This is a genomic window from Bradyrhizobium sp. HKCCYLRH3061, from assembly GCF_051168015.1.
GTDB lineage: Bacteria > Pseudomonadota > Alphaproteobacteria > Rhizobiales > Xanthobacteraceae > Bradyrhizobium.
In genome coordinates, this window is record NZ_JBNPUE010000020.1 from 114,303 (window position 1) to 130,556 (window position 16,254).

Below are 16,254 nucleotides of genomic sequence, written 5' to 3' on the forward strand. Positions count from 1 at the left end.
ACGGGCAAAGGCAAGAACTATAGTGCTTGTTAAGGATACTGCAGCACAGCAGAAGCCGGCCGCGTCAGCATGACACGGCCGGCTGGGATGCTCGTCACGGCACCCGCAAAGAGCGTCACTTCACCAGCGCGCAACCACCTTCGGCGATCGGACGAAACGCCTGCTCGGCCGGGATCGTCGAGACCAGACGATAGTAGTCGTACGGATATTTCGACTCCTCCGGCTTCTTCACCTCGAACAGATACATCGGATGCACCACGCGGCCGTCGGCGCGGATCATGGTGTCGCCAAACAGCTTGTCCTTGCCCTTCACCGTCTTCATCTGCGGAACGACGTCCTTGGCATCGTCGCTGCCGGTGGCCGCAACCGCATTGAGGTAGGCAAGCGTCGAGGCATAGACGCCGGCCTGGTTGCCGCTCGGCATCTTGCCGTCCATGCCGGGGCGCGCCGCGAAGCGCTTGGCGAAGGCGCGGGTGTCGTCGTCCATGTCCCAGTAGAACGCTTCGAGCAGTTGCAGGCCCTGCGCCGCCTTCAAGCCCATGCCGTGGATGTCGTTGATGAAGAGCAGGAACGCGACCAGCGACTGACCGCCCTGCTGGATGCCGAACTCGGACGCCTGCTTGACGGCGTTGATGGTGTCGCCGCCAGCGTTCGCCAACCCGATGACTTTCGCCTTGGAGCCCTGCGCTTGCAGCAGGAACGAGGCGAAGTCCGTCGTACCGAGCGGATGCTTCGCCGAGCCCAGCACCTTGCCGCCGTGCTTCTCGATGTAGTTGGTGGCCTCCGCCTCGATGCCCTGGCCGAGCGCGTAGTTGACCGTGATGAAGTACCAGTCCTTGCCGCCACGGCCCATCATCGCGGCCGCCGTGGTGTTGCCGGTCGCCCAGGCGTCGTTGACCCACTGGATGGTGTTGGGCGAGCACGCCTTGCCGGTGAGATCGGAGCTTGCGGTCGACGAGGCCAGGAAAGTCATGCGGCTGTTGCGCAGCAGCTCGTTGACCGTGAGGCCGACGGCCGAGTTGGGCACGTCGACGACGGCATCGACCTTGTCGACATCGAGCCATTTCCGCGTGATCGCCGAGCCGACATCGGCCTTGTTCTGGTGATCGGCATAGACGATCTCGACCTTGATGCCTTTGCCGCCGCCGTTGAAATCCTCCGCCGCCATGCGCGCGGCCTCGACCGAGCCCATGCCGTTGGTGTCCTGGAAGATGCCGGAGATGTCGTTGAGCACGCCCACGCGCACGACGTTGTCTGAGATCTCGCCGGCGGATGCTCCGGCCGAGACGCCCAATGATGCGGCCAGCGCGAGCGCACAGGTCCTGAGTTGCTTCATGTGTTCCTTCCCCATGTGTTGCTTGTTTTGATTGTTGTCGAAGCCGTCAGCTCTGCTTGTCCGGGATACGCACGACCAGACCGGCCAGCGCCGGCTGCACCTTGATCTGGCAGGACAGGCGGCTGTTCGGCAGCCGCTCCGCCGCCGTGCCATCGAGCAGCGCATCCTCGTCGTCGGAGACCGGATCGAGCCTCGCTGTCCAGGCGTCGTCGACATAGACGTGGCAGGTGGCGCAGACGGCATTGCCGCCGCATTCGGCGACGATGCCATCGATGCCGTGGGTCAGCGCCGCGAGCATGACGCTGGCGCCGTCCTCGGCCTCCACGCTTTCGCTGCGGTTGTCGGGGTGAAGGAAAGTGATCGTCGTCATGGCATGACTCAGGCTGGAGTGCAGGCTGGAGTGAACGTCACCGGCAGGCTCTCCAGCCCGCGCAGCGTGTTGTTGTAGCGGCGCTTCGGCTGGCCGCTCATCGTGATGCTCCCGACCTTGCGCGCAAGCGCCGTCAGCACCGCCTCGCCTTCGAGGCGCGCAACCAACTGACCGACGCACATGTGGATGCCCGAGCCGAAGCCCACGTGACCTGAGACTTTTCGAGTGACGTCGTAGCTGTCCGGCTGCTCCCAGCGGCGGGGATCGCGATTGGCGGCACCTAAGAACATCAGCACCTTCTCGCCTTCGGGAATGACGACACCGCCAAGCTCGACGTCCCGCGTGGTGGTGCGGAAGAAGGTCTGCACCGGGCTTTCGAAGCGCACGGCCTCCTCGAACGCGTTGCGCGCCAGCGACGGATCGGCGCGCAGCCGCGCCCATTGGTCTGGAAAGCGGGCAAGACAATAGACCGCGGCGCCGATGCCATAGACCGTGGTGTCGAGGCCGGCCGACAGCAGCGAGCGCACGAGCAATGGCGCCTCGGCCGGCGTGATCTCACCGGTGTCACTGAAGGCATGGATGCAGGCGCCGAAGCCGCCGGGCGTGAGATTGTCGCGCTGGCACTGCTCCGTGACATAGGCCTGGTGCGGCGCCGAGCGCTCGATCGCCTGCTGTCGCAGCTCATTCGGCGGACCGAAGGCGTTGAACACCAGGCTCGCATAGGGAATGAGATGCTCGCGCCCCTCCGGCTTCAGCCCAAGCGCATCGGGGAACACCGACAGCGGATAGCCCTCCGCGAGATCCGGAATCGCGTCGAACGAGCTCCGGCCTACGAGCTCGTCGATCTTGGCCTCGGCCGCCGCCATGAAGCCGTCGCGCAGCCGCTTCATGACGGCCGGCGACAGCACCTTGCTCAGCACGGCGCGGGTGCGCGTATGCGCAGGCGGATCCGCCTCGAGGATCAGGCTCGGCGGCCGCCACGGCTTTTCCTTGGCGAAGTCGCTCAATCCCACGCCGCGGCTGGAGCAGAATGTCTGGGGATCGTTGAGGACGGCATAGACCTCGGCATAGCGGGCGACGCCGTAGACGTTCCACGCGTCCAGATGGACGACGGGGCCGGCCTCGCGCATCTCCTGATGCGCCGGATAGGGATCGTCGAAGAATTCATACGAAAACGGATCGATGGCGAGGTGCGGGATGGCCGGCGCCACGCCGGCAGCGGGGGAAAGACCTGTTGGGTTCATGCGGAGCTCCCGAAGTTTGGCCTTGTCATGCGGCTTTTCGTATCCGTATGAGTGGCGATGCATGGACGCTGGGGATCATGAGCGAGAAATCCGGGACGCCGCGCAAAGCGCCGCCGCGCGAGCCTGAGGGGCACGGCCTCACGCTCGATCTCGACCGCTATGTGCCGGCCTTCATCACCTTCATCGCCAACAAGCTGTCGAACAGCGCCACCGCGTTCTATCAGGGCAATTTCGGCGTCAACGTCACCGAATGGCGGATCATGTCGCTGCTGGCGATCGAGCCGGGCATCCCGGCCTCGCGCATCTGCAGCGTGATCGGCTTCGACAAGGGGCCGGTCAGCCGCACCCTGGCGCTGATGAAGGGCCGCGGCCTGATCGCGATCCGCAACGATCCGGCGGATGGCCGTAGCCATTCGATTTCGTTGACGGCCAAGGGCCGCGCGACGCACGACAAGGTCATCGTCGCCGCGCTGGAACGCGAGCGGCGTCTGCTCGCCTGTCTCGACAAGGATGAGCGGGAAGTCCTGATCACCCTGCTGCGCCGGATCCACGACAATCTCGACGCCGTCACGGGCGCGAGCTGAGCCACTTCGGCGGCCACCGCCGAGCGGCCGCCCTGTCCGCTGCGGCAATCTGTTGGCGCGCGCGCAAGCGGCCGCGCCTGCGTCGAGCAGGCTGCGCATCACGTTCCCGTCCCTTCTTCAAGACGCGGATCATTCCGCGCCTCATTGCTGATCGGGTCGATCGTTCCACAGATTAGTTGCTTTAGCAACGATATATTTTCGGCCGCGCGGGATGTCGCAGCGCGAAAGCGCCGTCGCACGCGATCGATGCAATTCTAATTATCGGCGAAGGCGGGCGGCAATTTCAGCCTGATATGCCATGTCGGCCGCGCCCTCGATTGCGGCTCGGCCTGCGGGGAGTGGCGGATGTTGGGGTTCATTTTCGGTTTCAATGCGCGTCTCGGCCGTCTGCAATATTTTCTCGCCTCGCTCGGTCTTGCGCTGGTTTCGGTGGTCCTGATCGTGGTTGTGGCCGTCGGCCTTGCCGCGCTCGCCCCGCAGACGTCGGCGCTGACGGTGAGCTTGCCGATCATGGTGCTGATTGGCCTTTGCCTAGTCGCGAACCTGATGCTGCAGGCGATGCGCTTCCGCGACATCGGCTGGGACCCGGTCTGCGTGATCCCGGCCTGGATTGCCGTCATGGTGCTGGACTACGTGATCGCCGGCCGGTTTCCCGAATACGCGGCGACATCATCGCACCACGGCACGTGGGTTGGCGCGCTGATCAATCTCGGCCTGAGCGTTGCACTGCTGTTCTTCCCCAGCGGGGCTGACGACGTTCCATCGTCGGGAACCACCGTGAGCCGCCCGCCGTCTGCATCGTTCCGGACAGCCCGAGGCGCCGGCTCGGCCACCGAGGCACGGCTCGCGCGCATCACCGGCGGGGAGGCCGAGCGGCGCGGGTACTAGGTGGCGCCGGCGCCCAACCTGCCCATCAATTAGGCAAATCGCCTTCGGCAACCGTGTCCGATCGCCCAACGGCTTGTCGGACGGCATACCAACTCACTGACTTTCAAGATTTTTCCCTTGTCGGGCCCGCATCCCGGCCGTGTACACAATGGCACATGGCTTGCTACGTTCGCAGCAGGATTGGCGAAGCGGAGCGCAATAGAATGGCAGGCCAGAGTTGGGGCTCGGACGAGACGCGGAGCGCCGCGTGACCGAGACCATTGCCGAGATCGTCGCCGCCCATCGCGCCGGCCTGACAAAGCCAAGCGACACGATCGCGCGCTGTTACGCCCGGATTCGCGCGCACAACGACCCCGCCATCTTCATCAGCCTGCGCGGCGAGAACGACGCGCTCGCGGAGGCCGAAGCCGTCGCCGACAAGGACAGATCGCTGCCGCTCTACGGCGTGCCCGTCGCGGTGAAGGACAACATCGACGTGGCGGGGCTGCCGACCACCGCCGCCTGCCCGGCCTTCGCGTACACGCCATCTCGCGATTCCACCGCGGTGGGGCGGCTGCGCGCGGCCGGCGCGATCATCGTCGGCAAGACCAATCTCGACCAGTTCGCCACCGGCCTCGTCGGCGTGCGCTCGCCCTATGGCATTCCGAAGAACCCGGTGCGCGCCGATCTCGTGCCGGGCGGATCGAGCTCCGGCTCTGCCGTGGCCGTCTCGGCCGGTCTCGTGCCGCTGTCGCTCGGAACGGATACGGCGGGCTCCGGCCGCGTGCCGGCGATGCTCAACAACATCGTCGGGCTGAAGCCGAGTCTGGGCATGATCTCGACCACGGGCCTCGTGCCGGCGTGCCGCACGCTCGACTGCATCTCGGTGTTCTCGCTCACGGTCGACGACGCGGTCGCGGCGCTGTCGGTGATGGCAGCGCCCGATCCGCTCGATCCGTTTTCGCGCGACCGCCCCGTGGCCGCTGTGACGGCCTTTCCGAAGGGCGTGAAGCTCGGCATTCCCCGTTCGGGCCAGTTGATCTTCTTCGGCGACAAGGCCGCCGAAGCAGCCTATGCCGCCGCGGCCGCACGCTTCGCCAAGCTCGGCGCCGAGCTCGTCGAATTCGACCTCGAGCCGTTCTATGAGACCGCGCGGCTGCTTTACGAAGGCCCGTGGGTGGCCGAGCGCTATCTCGTGATCCGCGATCTTCTCGCCTCCGATCCCGACGCGATCCATCCGGTGACGCGCGAGATCACCATCGGCGGCGCGCGCGGTAGCGCGGCCGACACGTTTGCCGCGCTGTATCGTCTGCAGGGGCTGCGGAAGGTGGCGGAGCGCACGTTCGCAGACGTCGACGCGCTGGTGCTGCCGACGGCGCCGACCGCCTATACCACCGCGGACGTGCTCGCCAACCCGATCGAGCTCAACAGCCGGCTCGGCACCTACACGAATTTCGTCAACCTGCTCGATCTTTGCGGGCTCGCCGTGCCTGCCGCCATGCGCAGCGACGGCATTCCGTTCGGCGTCACGCTGCTCGCGCCGGCTGGACGCGATGCGGCGCTCGCCAGCCTTGGGCGCGCCTTTCATGCCGACACGGCGCTGCCGGTCGGCGCCAAGTCGATCCCGCTGCCGCCGCTCGCGCCTGTGTCACCGTCACTGCATGGCGACGAGATCGCCATCGTCGTCGTCGGCGCGCATCTCTCGGGCATGGCATTGAACCACGAACTGACCAGCCTCGGCGGGCGTCTGCTCGAGGCGACGACCACCGCCCCGGACTACAAGCTCTATGCGCTGTCGACCACGCCGCCCAAGCCCGGCATGCTGCGCATCGACGATGGCAAGGGCAGCGCCATGGCCGTCGAGCTCTGGGCGCTGTCGGCCGCCGGCTTCGGCCAATTCGTCAACCTGATCCCGCCGCCGCTGTCGATCGGCACCATCCGGCTGGCGGACGGCCGCACCGCCAAGGGATTCCTCGTCGAGCCCGCCGCGCTCGATGGCGCACGCGACATCTCCGAGTTCGGCGGCTGGCGCGCGTATATGGCGCAGAAGGACTGACGGCTCCACGCGCAAAATCGTAGGGTGGGCAAAGGCGCGTTCACACGCTCTCGCCGAGCGAGATAGCAGCGGCGCCGTGCCCACCATGCCGCTGGTGATCAGCTCGCCGTGGGACGGTGGGCACGCTGCCGCCGAACGGCGGCTGCTTTGCCCACCCTACCGCTCGAACGAAAACCTACACCGACACCGCGTAGATCTCGTATTCGCCGCGCACCAGCTCGATATGGGCACGCATCGCGTTCGCCGCGCCGGCCTTGTCGCCGCGCAGGATGGCGACGACAACGCGGTCGTGCTCCGCATGCGACTTGGCAAGGCGGCCGAGATTGCGGAACTGGGCGCGGCGGAACGGCTGCACCCGCACCCGCGTCGCCAGGGTGATCTCGGCGATGTAGGCATTGTGCGCGCCGGCATAGATCGCGTTGTGGAAGCGCTCGTTCACCTCGTGGAAGCGCTCGGGATTGCCGGCGTGGCTGAGATTGCGCAGCTCCTCGTGGATGGCTTCCAGCCGCTGCCGCTCGACCGGCGTCATGCGCTGCGCCGCGAGACCGGCGCACAGGCCCTCGAGCTCGGCCATCGCCTCGAACATGCCGGTCAGGCGGTCGGCCGAGGGCCGCGCCACGACGGCGCCGCGATGCGCACGCGCCTCGATCAGCCCCGACGTCGCCAGTTGACGCAGCGCCTCGCGCACCGGCGTGCGCGAGACGTTGAAGCGCTTGGCGATCTCGGTCTCGTCCAGCGGCGCCCCCGGCGCCAGCGCGCCGCGCACGATATCGTCGGCGAGCTGCAGGCGCAGCTCCTCCGCGCGCGTGATCTTCGCGACCGCGGGCGGCGCGCGGTCGATGCGCTTGATCTCGGACTCGCGGGCGGGCCGCTGGCGCGTTCGCGGCGGTAGATCGTCCAGGCTCATCTTCAGCCGCCCTTTGCTTCGTCGATGATGCTGACATGGGCGGCGACGATCTTCCAGCCTTCCGGAAACCGGACCCAGGTCTGCATCTGGCGTCCGACCTTGCCGGGCGCGGTGTCACGATAGAACAGCGTCGAGGCAACCGCAGCGTCACGGCCGTAGGTGGTGATCACGGTGCGCGCGGTCCGCCGCATCAGTCCAGCCGGCGAGCGCGCGGCGCGAAACGCCGCGATCTCGCTGTAGCCGTAGAGGTTCTCGCCGATGCCGTAGCGCAGCGTGCGGGAGTCCTGCTTGAACAGCTCGTCGAGCACGGCGACGTCGTTGCGGACCAGCGCCTGTTCATAGCGCTGGAACTGCGCGGTAACTTCCGCGACGACGTCAGGCAGATCGACTTCCATTCTCCAGAACTCCTCTCGGGGCCGGCGCAGCGGCGACGCCAAGCTGTTGCAAGGCGTGGGCCACACGCAATGCGACATGTTCGCACCAGGGCGCCGCGATGATCTGCACGCCGATGGGCATCGGCTCGAGCGGAATCGGAACGGCGACGACGGGGAGCCCGATGAACGAGATCGGCTGCGTGTGAATGCCGATATTGGCGCGCACCGGCAGCTCGACGCCGTCGAGCACGAAGGTCGCCTGCCCGAGCCTGGGCGCAACGCAGGGCGTTGCGGGCGCGATCAGCACGTCGACAGACTTGAAGAGTTCGAGCACCTTGCCGCGATACCAGCGGCGGAATTTCTGCGCGCGGTCCACCATCGGCGCCGGAATCATCGCACCCGCAATCAGGCGGTCGCGCACCGCCGGATCGAAATCACCCGCGCGCGTGCGCAGCCGGTCGAGATGCAGCGAGGCGCCCTCGGTGGTGCTGATGACATAAGCCGCGGCGCGGGCGCGCGCCGCTTCGGGCACCTCGACCACCTCGGTGACCTCTAGCGCAGCCGCGACACGAGCGACCGCTTCGGCGGCTTCAGGAAACAGATTCGTCTGGAAGTGCCCTCCGGCAAGGGCGATGCGCAGACTGCCGATGCCTTGCGAGAGCTGGCCGGAGACCGGCTCCGGCGCACGCGCGGTGCACGCGGCGTCGTCCGCATCTGGCCCCTGCATCACGTCATAGGCGAGCGCGAGATCCTCGACCGAGCGTGCGAACGGACCGAGATGATCCAGGCTCATGACGAACGGAAACGAGCGCGCCCGCGACAGCCGGCCGTAGGTCGGCTTGAGGCCGAAGATGCCGCAGAACGACGACGGCACGCGGATCGAGCCGTTGGTATCGGAGCCGAGCGCAATCGGCACCAGGCCGCCGCCGACAGCGCTGCCCGAGCCGCCGGACGAACCGCCGCTCATCCGCGTCGGATCGTGCGGATTGCGCGACGGACCGTCATGGACGTTCTCGCCGGTGAAGTCGTAGGCGTATTCGCCCATGTTCAGCGCACCGACCAGGACGGCGCCGGCGGCTTCCATGCGCGCGATCAGCGTCGCATCGCGTGTCGCCGGGGTGCGATCGCGGTTGATCCTGGAGCCGGCGCGGGTCGGCAGCCCCTCGACATCGAACAGGTTCTTCACCGCGAACGGCACGCCGGCGAGCGGACCAACCGGCTTCCCGGCCGCAATGTCGGCATCCACGGCGCGGGCCTTCGCGAGCGCCCGCTCGGCGGTGACGTCGGTAAACGAATTGAGCACACAATCGCGGGCCATGATCCGCGCCAGCGCGGCGTCGGTCGCCTCGACGGCGGTGAGCTTGCCGGCGGCGACCGCGGCGGCGACGGCGCTCGCGGTCATCTCGGGAGAACTAAGCGGTGAAGACACTGGCAGGCTCGGCTTCGTCGGGCAGGGAGAATTCGTCGACCAGCTTCGCCATCCTCAGCGAGACCTCGAGATTGGCCCGGATCGCCGGGCGCCACGCGTCCTCGATCGGCAGGGCCAATGCACGCCCGACTGCGTCGATGTAGTCGTCCAATGGCTCCGCCATCAGCTTTTCCCTTCAAGCTTTCACGCTCAATGCGCCGGCAATGGCGGGTGCGGAATCGCCGTCAACAACTCCCGCGTATAGGCATCCTGCGGATCACCTAGCACACGTTCGGAGGTGCCTTCCTCGACGATTCGACCCGACCGCATCACGATCACACGATCGCACAACAGCCGCACGACATTCAAATCATGGGAGACGAACAGATAGCTCATACCTAACTGCTGCTTGAGGTCCTGCAGCAGATTGAGCACGACCGCCTGCACGGAGACGTCGAGCGCCGCCGTGGGCTCGTCGAGGATGACGAGCTTCGGGTGCAGTGCGATGGCGCGCGCGATGCCGACGCGGGCCTTTTGGCCGCCGGACAATTGATGCGGGAAGCGGTCGAGCAGGTTGAGCGGCAGACCGACCATGGTCGCGAGCTCCTCGCAGAGCGCACGAAGCGCGTCGCGGCCCCTGATATCGCCGAGCTGCAGGACTGGATCGGCGATGGCGCGCGCCGCGGTGAAGCGCGGGTTGAGGCTATCGGTCGGATCCTGGAACACCATCTGGATCCGGCTGCGCAGCGGCAGCCGGGCAAACGCCTGCGGCAGGATGTTGCCGATCTCCTCACCATCGAAGCTGATGCGGCCCGACGTCTGGTCGAGCAGCCGCATCACCATCATCGACGTGGTCGATTTGCCGCAGCCGGATTCGCCGACCAGGCCAACGCTCTCGCCATGACCGACCGTGAAGCTGATGCCGTCGACCGCGCGGAACACCTCCGGCTCGACCGCCGGCCTCCGTCCGAACAGCTTTGACAGTGTCGCGGTAGCGCCCTGGCGCGGATATTCCTTGACCAGCTTGTCGACGAGCAGGAGCGGCCGAACGCTACCCGCACTCCGCTCGCCCTCCCCACTCCGCTCGTCACCCCCGGGCTTGCCCCGGGGGTCCATCGCCTGGAGCGAGTCCTGCGAAGTGGGATGGATGGCCGGGTCAAGCCCGGCCATGACGGAGAGAGTACTAGGCGCCGCCAGCGCCTCCTCCTCCGGCAGCAGATCCCGCAGCGACACGCCGAGGCGCGGCGTCGCGCGCATCAGCTTGCGCGTGTAGGGATGCTGCGGGTTGGCGAAGATGTCGGCGGCCTTGGCGGTCTCGACCACCCGGCCCTTCTCCATCACCACCACGCGATCGCAATAGGCCGCGGCGAGACCGAGATCATGCGTGATCAGGATCGTCGACATGCCCCGGCTCTTGGTGAGCTCGACGACCAGGTCCATCACCGCCTTCTGCGTGGTGACGTCGAGGCCGGTGGTCGGCTCGTCGGCGATCAGGAGCTGCGGGTTGCAGGCCAGCGCCAGCGCGATGACGACGCGCTGGCACATGCCGCCGGACAATTCGAACGGATAGGCGTGGTAGCGCTCGCGCGGGCGCGCGATCTTGACCTGCTCGAGCGCAGCTATGGCCTTCTCGGCGCGATCGGTTGCGGCCGCCTGGGCGTGCTGTTTCAGCACGTCCTCGATCTGCTGGCCCACCTTGCGGATCGGGTTGAGGGCCGCGCGCGGGTTCTGAAAGATCATCGAGATCTCGCGCCCGCGCAGATCGCGCATCGCGCTTTCCTCGGCCGCCCTGACGTCGACGCCGGAGAACATCACCGATCCCTCGGCAATGCGCCCGGCGCGATCGAGGATGCGCATCACCGCATACGACGTCACCGACTTGCCCGAGCCGGACTCGCCGACGATCGCGAGCGTCTCGCCCTTGGCGACGGAGATATCGACATGCTGCACCGCCTTGACGACGCCGCGCCGGGTGGAGAATTCGACCGTGAGATCACGGACGTCGAGCAGCGGCTGGGCGGTCATGTGTGGCTCCGCGTATTCCCATCGTCATGCGCGGGCTTGACCCGCCTGCGGGGCCGAAGCCCCTTCGGCGCGGCGAAGGCCCGCGCATCCATCAGACCGACGAAGTCTCGCTTGAGGGGATGGATTGCCGGGTCAAGCCCGGCAGTGACGGAGTTTTGTTGGGACACCCTCATCCCATTACGTCCTGCGCTGCGGATCGACGATGTCGCGCAGGCCATCGCCGAGCAGATTGAAGCAGAACACCGCGATCATCAGCGCAAGGCCCGGAAACAGCGCGATCCACCATTCGCCCGACACCATGAAGGAGGCGCCCTCGGCAACCATGATGCCCCATTCCGCCGTCGGCGGCCGCACACCGAGGCCGATGAAGGACAGGCCGGCGGCATTGAGGATGGCGTAGCCCATGGTCAGCGACATCTGCACGATCATGATCGGCATGATGTTCGGCAGGATGTGGCCGAGCAGGATGCGCATCTCGCTGTTGCCCGACAGCCGCGCCGCCTGCACGAAGCCGGCATTGCGGCGGACATTGGCCTCGGCCCGCGCGACGCGCGCATAGAGCGGGAAGTTCACGATCGCGGTGGCGATGATGATGTTCTGCACGGTGTTGCCGAGCGCGGCGACGATGCCCATCGCCAGCACGAACAGCGGGAACGCCATGATCGTATCGGCAATGCGGCCGACGATGCGATCGGTCCAGCCGCCGAAGAAGCCGGCGGCGACGCCGGCAAGTCCGCCCATGAAGAACACCAGCGCCACTGATGCGACCGCGATGAAGGTGTCGAGCCGGGTCGCGACCACGACGCGGCTGAAGATGTCGCGACCGAGCTGATCGGTGCCGAACCAATGCGCCGCCGATGGCGGCTTCAGCGCGGACGCCGTGTCGCTGGCCAGCGGATCATACGGCACGATCCAGGGGCCGAAGATCGCAGCGAACAGGATCACGACCAGAAGCCCGAAGGCGAAGCCCGTGACCTTGTTCTCGGCCAGCACATAGCGCGTGTGCCCGATCAGGGCCATGAGACCGGAGGTGCGGGCGGAGACAGCGGGCTCGAGGGTCGGCGCGACGGTGCTCATCCTTCCAGCCTCACACGGGGATCGATGACGCCATAGAGAATGTCGATGACGAGGTTCAGGACGACGTACATCACGGCCATCGTCAATACGAAACCCTGCACCGGCGCGAAGTCGGAGGCGATCAGCGCCTCGACCGCGTAGGAGCCGATGCCGGGCCAGGCGAACACCTTCTCCACGAGTACGTTGGCGCCGAGCAGGAAGGAGAACACCATCGACAGCGTGGTGATGACCGGAAGCATGGCGTTGCGGAACGCGTAGGTCACGGTGACGGTCGAGGGCGACAGCCCCGAGGCGCGCGCCGTGCGCACGAATTCCGACGACAGAACCGAGAGCATCGAGGCGCGCGTCATGCGCGCGATCGGCGCCAGCGAGAAGATCGCCAGCGTCGCGGCGGGCAGGATCAACTGGCTCAGCGCCGAGCGGAACGCCTCACCGTCACGCGCGATCAGCGTATCGACGAGGTAGAAGCCGGTCACGGGATCCGGCGCGCTATAAAACACGTCGAGCCGACCGAGCGGCGCCGGCGACCAGCCGAGCCGGAAGTAGAACACGTACACCAGCACCAGCCCGGTGAAGAACACCGGCAGCGAGACGCCAGCGGTCGTGACGATACGGCAGGTATGGTCGATCCACGACCCCGGCCGCGTCGCCGCGAGCACGCCGAGCGGCAGCGCGATCGCGACCGAAACCAAGAGGCCGAGAAAGGTGAGCTCGGCCGAGGCCGGCAGGCGGTTGCGGATCTCGCTGGCGACCGGCTGGCCCGTGGTCAGCGAACTGCCGAGGTCGCCATGGGCGAGATCGACGGTGTAGCGGAAGAACTGCTCGATCAGCGGCTTGTCGAAGCCGAGCTTCTTGCGGATCTGCTCGACGGCCTCCTTGGTGGCGGCAGGTCCGGCAAAGTACGCGGCGGGATCGCCGGGCAAGGCGCGGGTGAGCAGGAAGGTAACGATCACGACGCCGATCAGCGAGGGGATCGCGAACGCGAGGCGCTTGGCGATGAGCATCAGCATGGCCAAGGCCTCGCCGGATTTTCCACCGCTCCCACGACAATACGCAGTCTGCTCCCTCCCCCCTTGTGGGGGAGGGCTGGGGTGGGGGGTGAGCCGCGGCGACGGTGGGTGGGGTTACCCCCCTCCCCGCCCCTCCCCCACAAGGGGGGAGGGAGTGAGAGAGCTCGGCTCACATAACCAAGGCAGCTCACGCAGCTCATCCCTTCACCAGCGCGCGATAATCCAGCCGACGGTGGAACCAGTACTGATAGCCTGAGATGTTCTTCTGCATCGCGACGTTGACGAACGGCTGATACAGCGGGATGCGCGGCACCTCGGCGAAGGCGAGGTCGACGAAGCCCTTCACATCGGCATCATACGTCGCCTTGTCCCCGGCCGCGGCGGCGTCACGCGCGCCGTCGATGAACTTGTCCATCACCGGCGACTTGTAGCTCATCGTGTTGAACACGGAATTGTTGCCGTGATAGCACCAGTAGAAGAAATACTCGGGATAATCGAGCCAGCCCGAGAAGATGTTGGTGAAGAGCGGCATCTCCTTCTTGTTCAGCTCGGTACGCCAGTTGGCGCCGGGCACCTTGTTGATCGTGGTCTTGATGCCGAGCTGAGCGAGGCTCTCCTGCACGAGCACGCACAAGGGCTCGTTGACCTGTGCGAAATTGAGGTCGAAGGAGATCGTGGTCTCGAAGCCGTTGGGGTAGCCTGCTTCCGCCAGCAGCGCTTTTGCCTTCTCCATGTCGGTGAAGTACTTGGTCGGCTGCGGCCACGCCACCTCGGTCGCCTTGTCGGCTGGCGCACCGAACATCGGATTGGCCAGGCCGAACATCACGGCATCGATGATCTTCTGATAGGGCATTGCATAGGCGAGCGCCTGCCGAACCTTGGGATTATCGAACGGCGGCTTGGTCACGTTCATGCCGATATATTGGATACCGTTGGAGATCGGCAATGAGATCACGGTGTGCTTGCCGTTCGACTTCATTTCCTGGAAGTCCTTGTTCGGCAGCTCATAGGAGATGTCGGCATCCCCGCGCTCGAGCAGCGCGCGCCGGTTGCCGGCCTGCGGCACCATGCGCCAGATCACGCGCTTGATCTTGGGTAGCGGACCGCACACCCAGTCGTCGTTGCGCTCCATGATCACTTCGGTACCGGCGGTCCACTTCGTCACCTTGTAGGCGCCGGAGCCCGCGGTCTGCTGCTTGGTGTATTCGAGCCCCCACGGATCCTTGTCGGTGGCGTTCTTCTTCACCAGTTCGGAGTTCACGACGCAGGGTACGATGACGGCGAGATCTGGGATCGTCAGCCGATCCTTCTTCAGGAAATCGACCCGCACCGTGTGGTCGTCGACGATGACGAACTGCTCCGGCTTGGTCAGCGAGCCCGCGCTCATCTGGAAAGTCGGAAAGCCGCCGACGCTGACGGCGCGATCGAGCGACCACTTCACGTCCTTGGCGGTGACCGGCGTGCCGTCGTGGAATTTGGCGTTCTTGCGGAGCTTGAAGGTGGCGGACATGTCGCCGATGGTCATGTCCTCGGCCAGCTCGGGCTTGAACTTGTCGCGGTCGTAATACGGCACGCCGCCCGGGCCGCTCTTCATCTCGTGGCTGATCAGGCGGTCGTAGCAATTCCACGAGACCTCATAGCCGGGCACGTTGGTGCCGACGCCGTGGATGTCGAGGTTGTTTGGACCGCCCTCGGAGACGATGAGCAGCGTCTCGGACCGCGCATCGGCCTTGGCGGACGACATGATCGCCGGCGCCGTTGGCAGCGCGGCTCCCGCAGCCAGACCGGACACGGATTTCAGAAAATCGCGACGCTTCATCAAATGCTCCCACCAGAATACGACCGGCGGGAACAAGGATCGCAAGCTTCGTGCCAAGCCTCACGATCGGCTAAACCATTGAAATTGCGGGTCTCACGACCTCAAACGTCGCGTCACCTCCATGCAGAATTGCATACATAAGTGCGAATTTGCACAAATTATAGTCTCTCAATACGCCATGCGACCGATTTACGCAGGCGGGACACCGGAACATCAGTCCGGCCAGATCAGGGCCTGCAACTGATCGAAGTTGCGGACCCTGCTGGGCCAATCGGGAATGCAGATGTGCCGGACAGGATCGCTGGCCTGATGCAGCAGCATCAAGACCAGCAGCCGCCGCTTCAGCTGCCAGGTGACGTCGGCCGGCGCAAATCCGTATCCCGCGAACAGCGCGCGCACGCGGTCCGGATGGCCCGCGGCCATGAAGGCGCTCGGCCCGAGCAGGTCGTATTCACCGAAGCCGGTCATGACGTCACCGAAGTCGAACAGACCGCTGATGCGCCAGCCGTCACCATGGCGAGAGACGAGAAAGTTCTCCGGAATGTATTCGCCGGTCAGGATGACGGGCCGTGGGTCCGGAGGCAGCAGCGCGGCGGCGTCGCGCAGGAGATCATCCAGGCCGGCAAGCAGCGCCTCCGGCAGACCGAGCCGCTGATGGCGGGCGCGGCAGCCTGCGAACTGCCCTTGCAGGAAGTCGGACCAGCGCGGACCGGTCGCGTGCAGTTCGCCGGGCGGCACAAGCTGCACCTCCGCAACCAGCCGTCCGACATCCCGGAGCAGAGACTCCTTCGCACGCTCGTCGAGCCCGGGCCAGACCTCCGCCGCCGGAATGCCGTCGAGCCGCGTCATGATCAGGTAGGTCCAGTCGTCCCATTCACCTTCGTGCAGCAACTCAGGCGTGGCGACCTGCTTCAAGCGTCCGGCGAGCACGCGCAGCGTACTCCGCTCGGACAGAAACTGGCGCCGATGGAACGGAGGAAACAGTTTCAGGATCAGCTCGCCGCCGATTCCCGCGACGAGGTTGGTGCCGGCTGCAAAGGGAGCGAGGCCCGGATGCTCGCAACCGTGGTGGCGCACGATATCGCGCGCCACCGGCAGCCATGCCGCGACATCAGCGCGAAGGCCACGCAGCTCGGCGCCCGCAGTGATGTCCGGCAATCGGCCCATCAGTGGCTCA

General features: G+C 66.2%; 15 protein-coding genes. 3 read left to right on the forward strand and 12 right to left on the reverse strand.

Annotation, left to right across the window (positions count from 1 at the left end):
• Positions 1–115: 115 nt before the first annotated feature.
• Genes ACQR2C_RS27465 through ACQR2C_RS27475 form a run of 3 tightly spaced genes read right to left on the reverse strand, consistent with a single transcriptional unit; the run spans position 116 to position 2,950 of the window.
• Positions 116–1,336 (reverse strand): ABC transporter substrate-binding protein, encoded by a 1,221-nt coding sequence (locus ACQR2C_RS27465; RefSeq protein ID WP_434882505.1) that lies wholly within the window; start codon positions 1,334–1,336, stop codon positions 116–118.
• Positions 1,337–1,382: 46 nt separating this feature from the next.
• Complete coding sequence (locus ACQR2C_RS27470; protein WP_315801621.1) at positions 1,383–1,706, reverse strand: 2Fe-2S iron-sulfur cluster-binding protein; 324 nt, start codon at positions 1,704–1,706, stop codon at positions 1,383–1,385.
• Between the two features lie 8 nt (positions 1,707–1,714).
• Positions 1,715–2,950 carry a cytochrome P450 gene (locus tag ACQR2C_RS27475; protein WP_434838131.1) on the reverse strand — a complete coding sequence of 412 codons (1,236 nt, stop codon included), beginning with the start codon at positions 2,948–2,950 and terminating at the stop codon, positions 1,715–1,717.
• A gap of 77 nt (positions 2,951–3,027) precedes the next feature.
• On the opposite strand from ACQR2C_RS27475, the gene ACQR2C_RS27480 reads away from it, so the two are divergent.
• The 3 genes from ACQR2C_RS27480 (at position 3,028) to atzF (ending at position 6,457) form a co-directional block, all read left to right on the forward strand.
• Positions 3,028–3,534 carry a MarR family winged helix-turn-helix transcriptional regulator gene (locus ACQR2C_RS27480; protein ID WP_315801623.1) on the forward strand — a complete coding sequence of 169 codons (507 nt, stop codon included), beginning with the start codon at positions 3,028–3,030 and terminating at the stop codon, positions 3,532–3,534.
• 345 nt (positions 3,535–3,879) lie between these two features.
• Complete coding sequence (locus tag ACQR2C_RS27485) at positions 3,880–4,422, forward strand: DUF805 domain-containing protein (protein WP_316182036.1); 543 nt, start codon at positions 3,880–3,882, stop codon at positions 4,420–4,422.
• A 247-nt stretch (positions 4,423–4,669) separates the two neighbouring features.
• Complete coding sequence (atzF, locus tag ACQR2C_RS27490) at positions 4,670–6,457, forward strand: allophanate hydrolase (protein WP_434882506.1); 1,788 nt, start codon at positions 4,670–4,672, stop codon at positions 6,455–6,457.
• Positions 6,458–6,632: 175 nt separating this feature from the next.
• Here atzF and ACQR2C_RS27495 read toward each other — a convergent pair whose 3' ends face one another.
• The 9 genes from ACQR2C_RS27495 to ACQR2C_RS27535 form a co-directional block, all read right to left on the reverse strand.
• Positions 6,633–7,364 carry a GntR family transcriptional regulator gene (locus ACQR2C_RS27495; protein WP_315801626.1) on the reverse strand — a complete coding sequence of 244 codons (732 nt, stop codon included), beginning with the start codon at positions 7,362–7,364 and terminating at the stop codon, positions 6,633–6,635.
• Positions 7,365–7,366: 2 nt separating this feature from the next.
• Positions 7,367–7,759: an oxalurate catabolism protein HpxZ gene (gene hpxZ / locus ACQR2C_RS27500; RefSeq protein WP_315801627.1), complete on the reverse strand. Its 393-nt coding sequence runs from the start codon at positions 7,757–7,759 to the stop codon at positions 7,367–7,369.
• Positions 7,740–9,140, reverse strand: a complete 1,401-nt coding sequence (locus ACQR2C_RS27505; protein WP_434882507.1) for an AtzE family amidohydrolase — start codon at positions 9,138–9,140, stop codon at positions 7,740–7,742. The genes hpxZ and ACQR2C_RS27505 overlap by 20 nt, the downstream gene beginning before the upstream one ends.
• A 10-nt stretch (positions 9,141–9,150) precedes the next feature.
• Positions 9,151–9,330, reverse strand: a complete 180-nt coding sequence (locus ACQR2C_RS27510) for a DUF4089 domain-containing protein (protein ID WP_315801629.1) — start codon at positions 9,328–9,330, stop codon at positions 9,151–9,153.
• 26 nt (positions 9,331–9,356) lie between these two features.
• A complete protein-coding gene (locus ACQR2C_RS27515; protein ID WP_434882508.1) occupies positions 9,357–11,171 on the reverse strand; it encodes a dipeptide ABC transporter ATP-binding protein in 1,815 nt (604 codons plus the stop codon).
• Between the two features lie 177 nt (positions 11,172–11,348).
• On the reverse strand, positions 11,349–12,248 hold the full coding sequence (locus ACQR2C_RS27520) for an ABC transporter permease (RefSeq protein WP_315801631.1): 900 nt from the start codon (positions 12,246–12,248) through the stop codon (positions 11,349–11,351).
• Positions 12,245–13,258, reverse strand: a complete 1,014-nt coding sequence (locus tag ACQR2C_RS27525; RefSeq protein WP_434882509.1) for an ABC transporter permease — start codon at positions 13,256–13,258, stop codon at positions 12,245–12,247. Before ACQR2C_RS27525 ends, ACQR2C_RS27520 begins: the two co-directional genes overlap by 4 nt.
• A gap of 196 nt (positions 13,259–13,454) precedes the next feature.
• The gene (locus ACQR2C_RS27530; RefSeq protein ID WP_434882510.1) at positions 13,455–15,077 is read right to left on the reverse strand and encodes an ABC transporter substrate-binding protein; all 1,623 of its coding nucleotides are present in this window, start codon (positions 15,075–15,077) and stop codon (positions 13,455–13,457) included.
• 213 nt (positions 15,078–15,290) lie between these two features.
• Positions 15,291–16,244, reverse strand: a complete 954-nt coding sequence (locus ACQR2C_RS27535) for a phosphotransferase (protein WP_434882511.1) — start codon at positions 16,242–16,244, stop codon at positions 15,291–15,293.
• Positions 16,245–16,254 lie beyond the last annotated feature (10 nt).

Bases quoted from the DNA above. Each gene is read 5' to 3' on its own strand.
- ACQR2C_RS27465 (WP_434882505.1), bottom strand. From the start codon at position 1,336: ATGAAGCAACTCAGGACCTGTGCGCTCGCGCTGGCCGCATCATTGGGC.
- ACQR2C_RS27470 (WP_315801621.1), bottom strand. From the start codon at position 1,706: ATGACGACGATCACTTTCCTTCACCCCGACAACCGCAGCGAAAGCGTG.
- ACQR2C_RS27475 (WP_434838131.1), bottom strand. From the start codon at position 2,950: ATGAACCCAACAGGTCTTTCCCCCGCTGCCGGCGTGGCGCCGGCCATC.
- ACQR2C_RS27480 (WP_315801623.1), top strand. From the start codon at position 3,028: ATGAGCGAGAAATCCGGGACGCCGCGCAAAGCGCCGCCGCGCGAGCCT.
- ACQR2C_RS27485 (WP_316182036.1), top strand. From the start codon at position 3,880: ATGTTGGGGTTCATTTTCGGTTTCAATGCGCGTCTCGGCCGTCTGCAA.
- ACQR2C_RS27495 (WP_315801626.1), bottom strand. From the start codon at position 7,364: ATGAGCCTGGACGATCTACCGCCGCGAACGCGCCAGCGGCCCGCCCGC.
- hpxZ (WP_315801627.1), bottom strand. From the start codon at position 7,759: ATGGAAGTCGATCTGCCTGACGTCGTCGCGGAAGTTACCGCGCAGTTC.
- ACQR2C_RS27505 (WP_434882507.1), bottom strand. From the start codon at position 9,140: ATGACCGCGAGCGCCGTCGCCGCCGCGGTCGCCGCCGGCAAGCTCACC.
- ACQR2C_RS27510 (WP_315801629.1), bottom strand. From the start codon at position 9,330: ATGGCGGAGCCATTGGACGACTACATCGACGCAGTCGGGCGTGCATTG.
- ACQR2C_RS27515 (WP_434882508.1), bottom strand. From the start codon at position 11,171: ATGACCGCCCAGCCGCTGCTCGACGTCCGTGATCTCACGGTCGAATTC.
- ACQR2C_RS27520 (WP_315801631.1), bottom strand. From the start codon at position 12,248: ATGAGCACCGTCGCGCCGACCCTCGAGCCCGCTGTCTCCGCCCGCACC.
- ACQR2C_RS27525 (WP_434882509.1), bottom strand. From the start codon at position 13,258: ATGCTGATGCTCATCGCCAAGCGCCTCGCGTTCGCGATCCCCTCGCTG.
- ACQR2C_RS27530 (WP_434882510.1), bottom strand. From the start codon at position 15,077: ATGAAGCGTCGCGATTTTCTGAAATCCGTGTCCGGTCTGGCTGCGGGA.
- ACQR2C_RS27535 (WP_434882511.1), bottom strand. From the start codon at position 16,244: ATGGGCCGATTGCCGGACATCACTGCGGGCGCCGAGCTGCGTGGCCTT.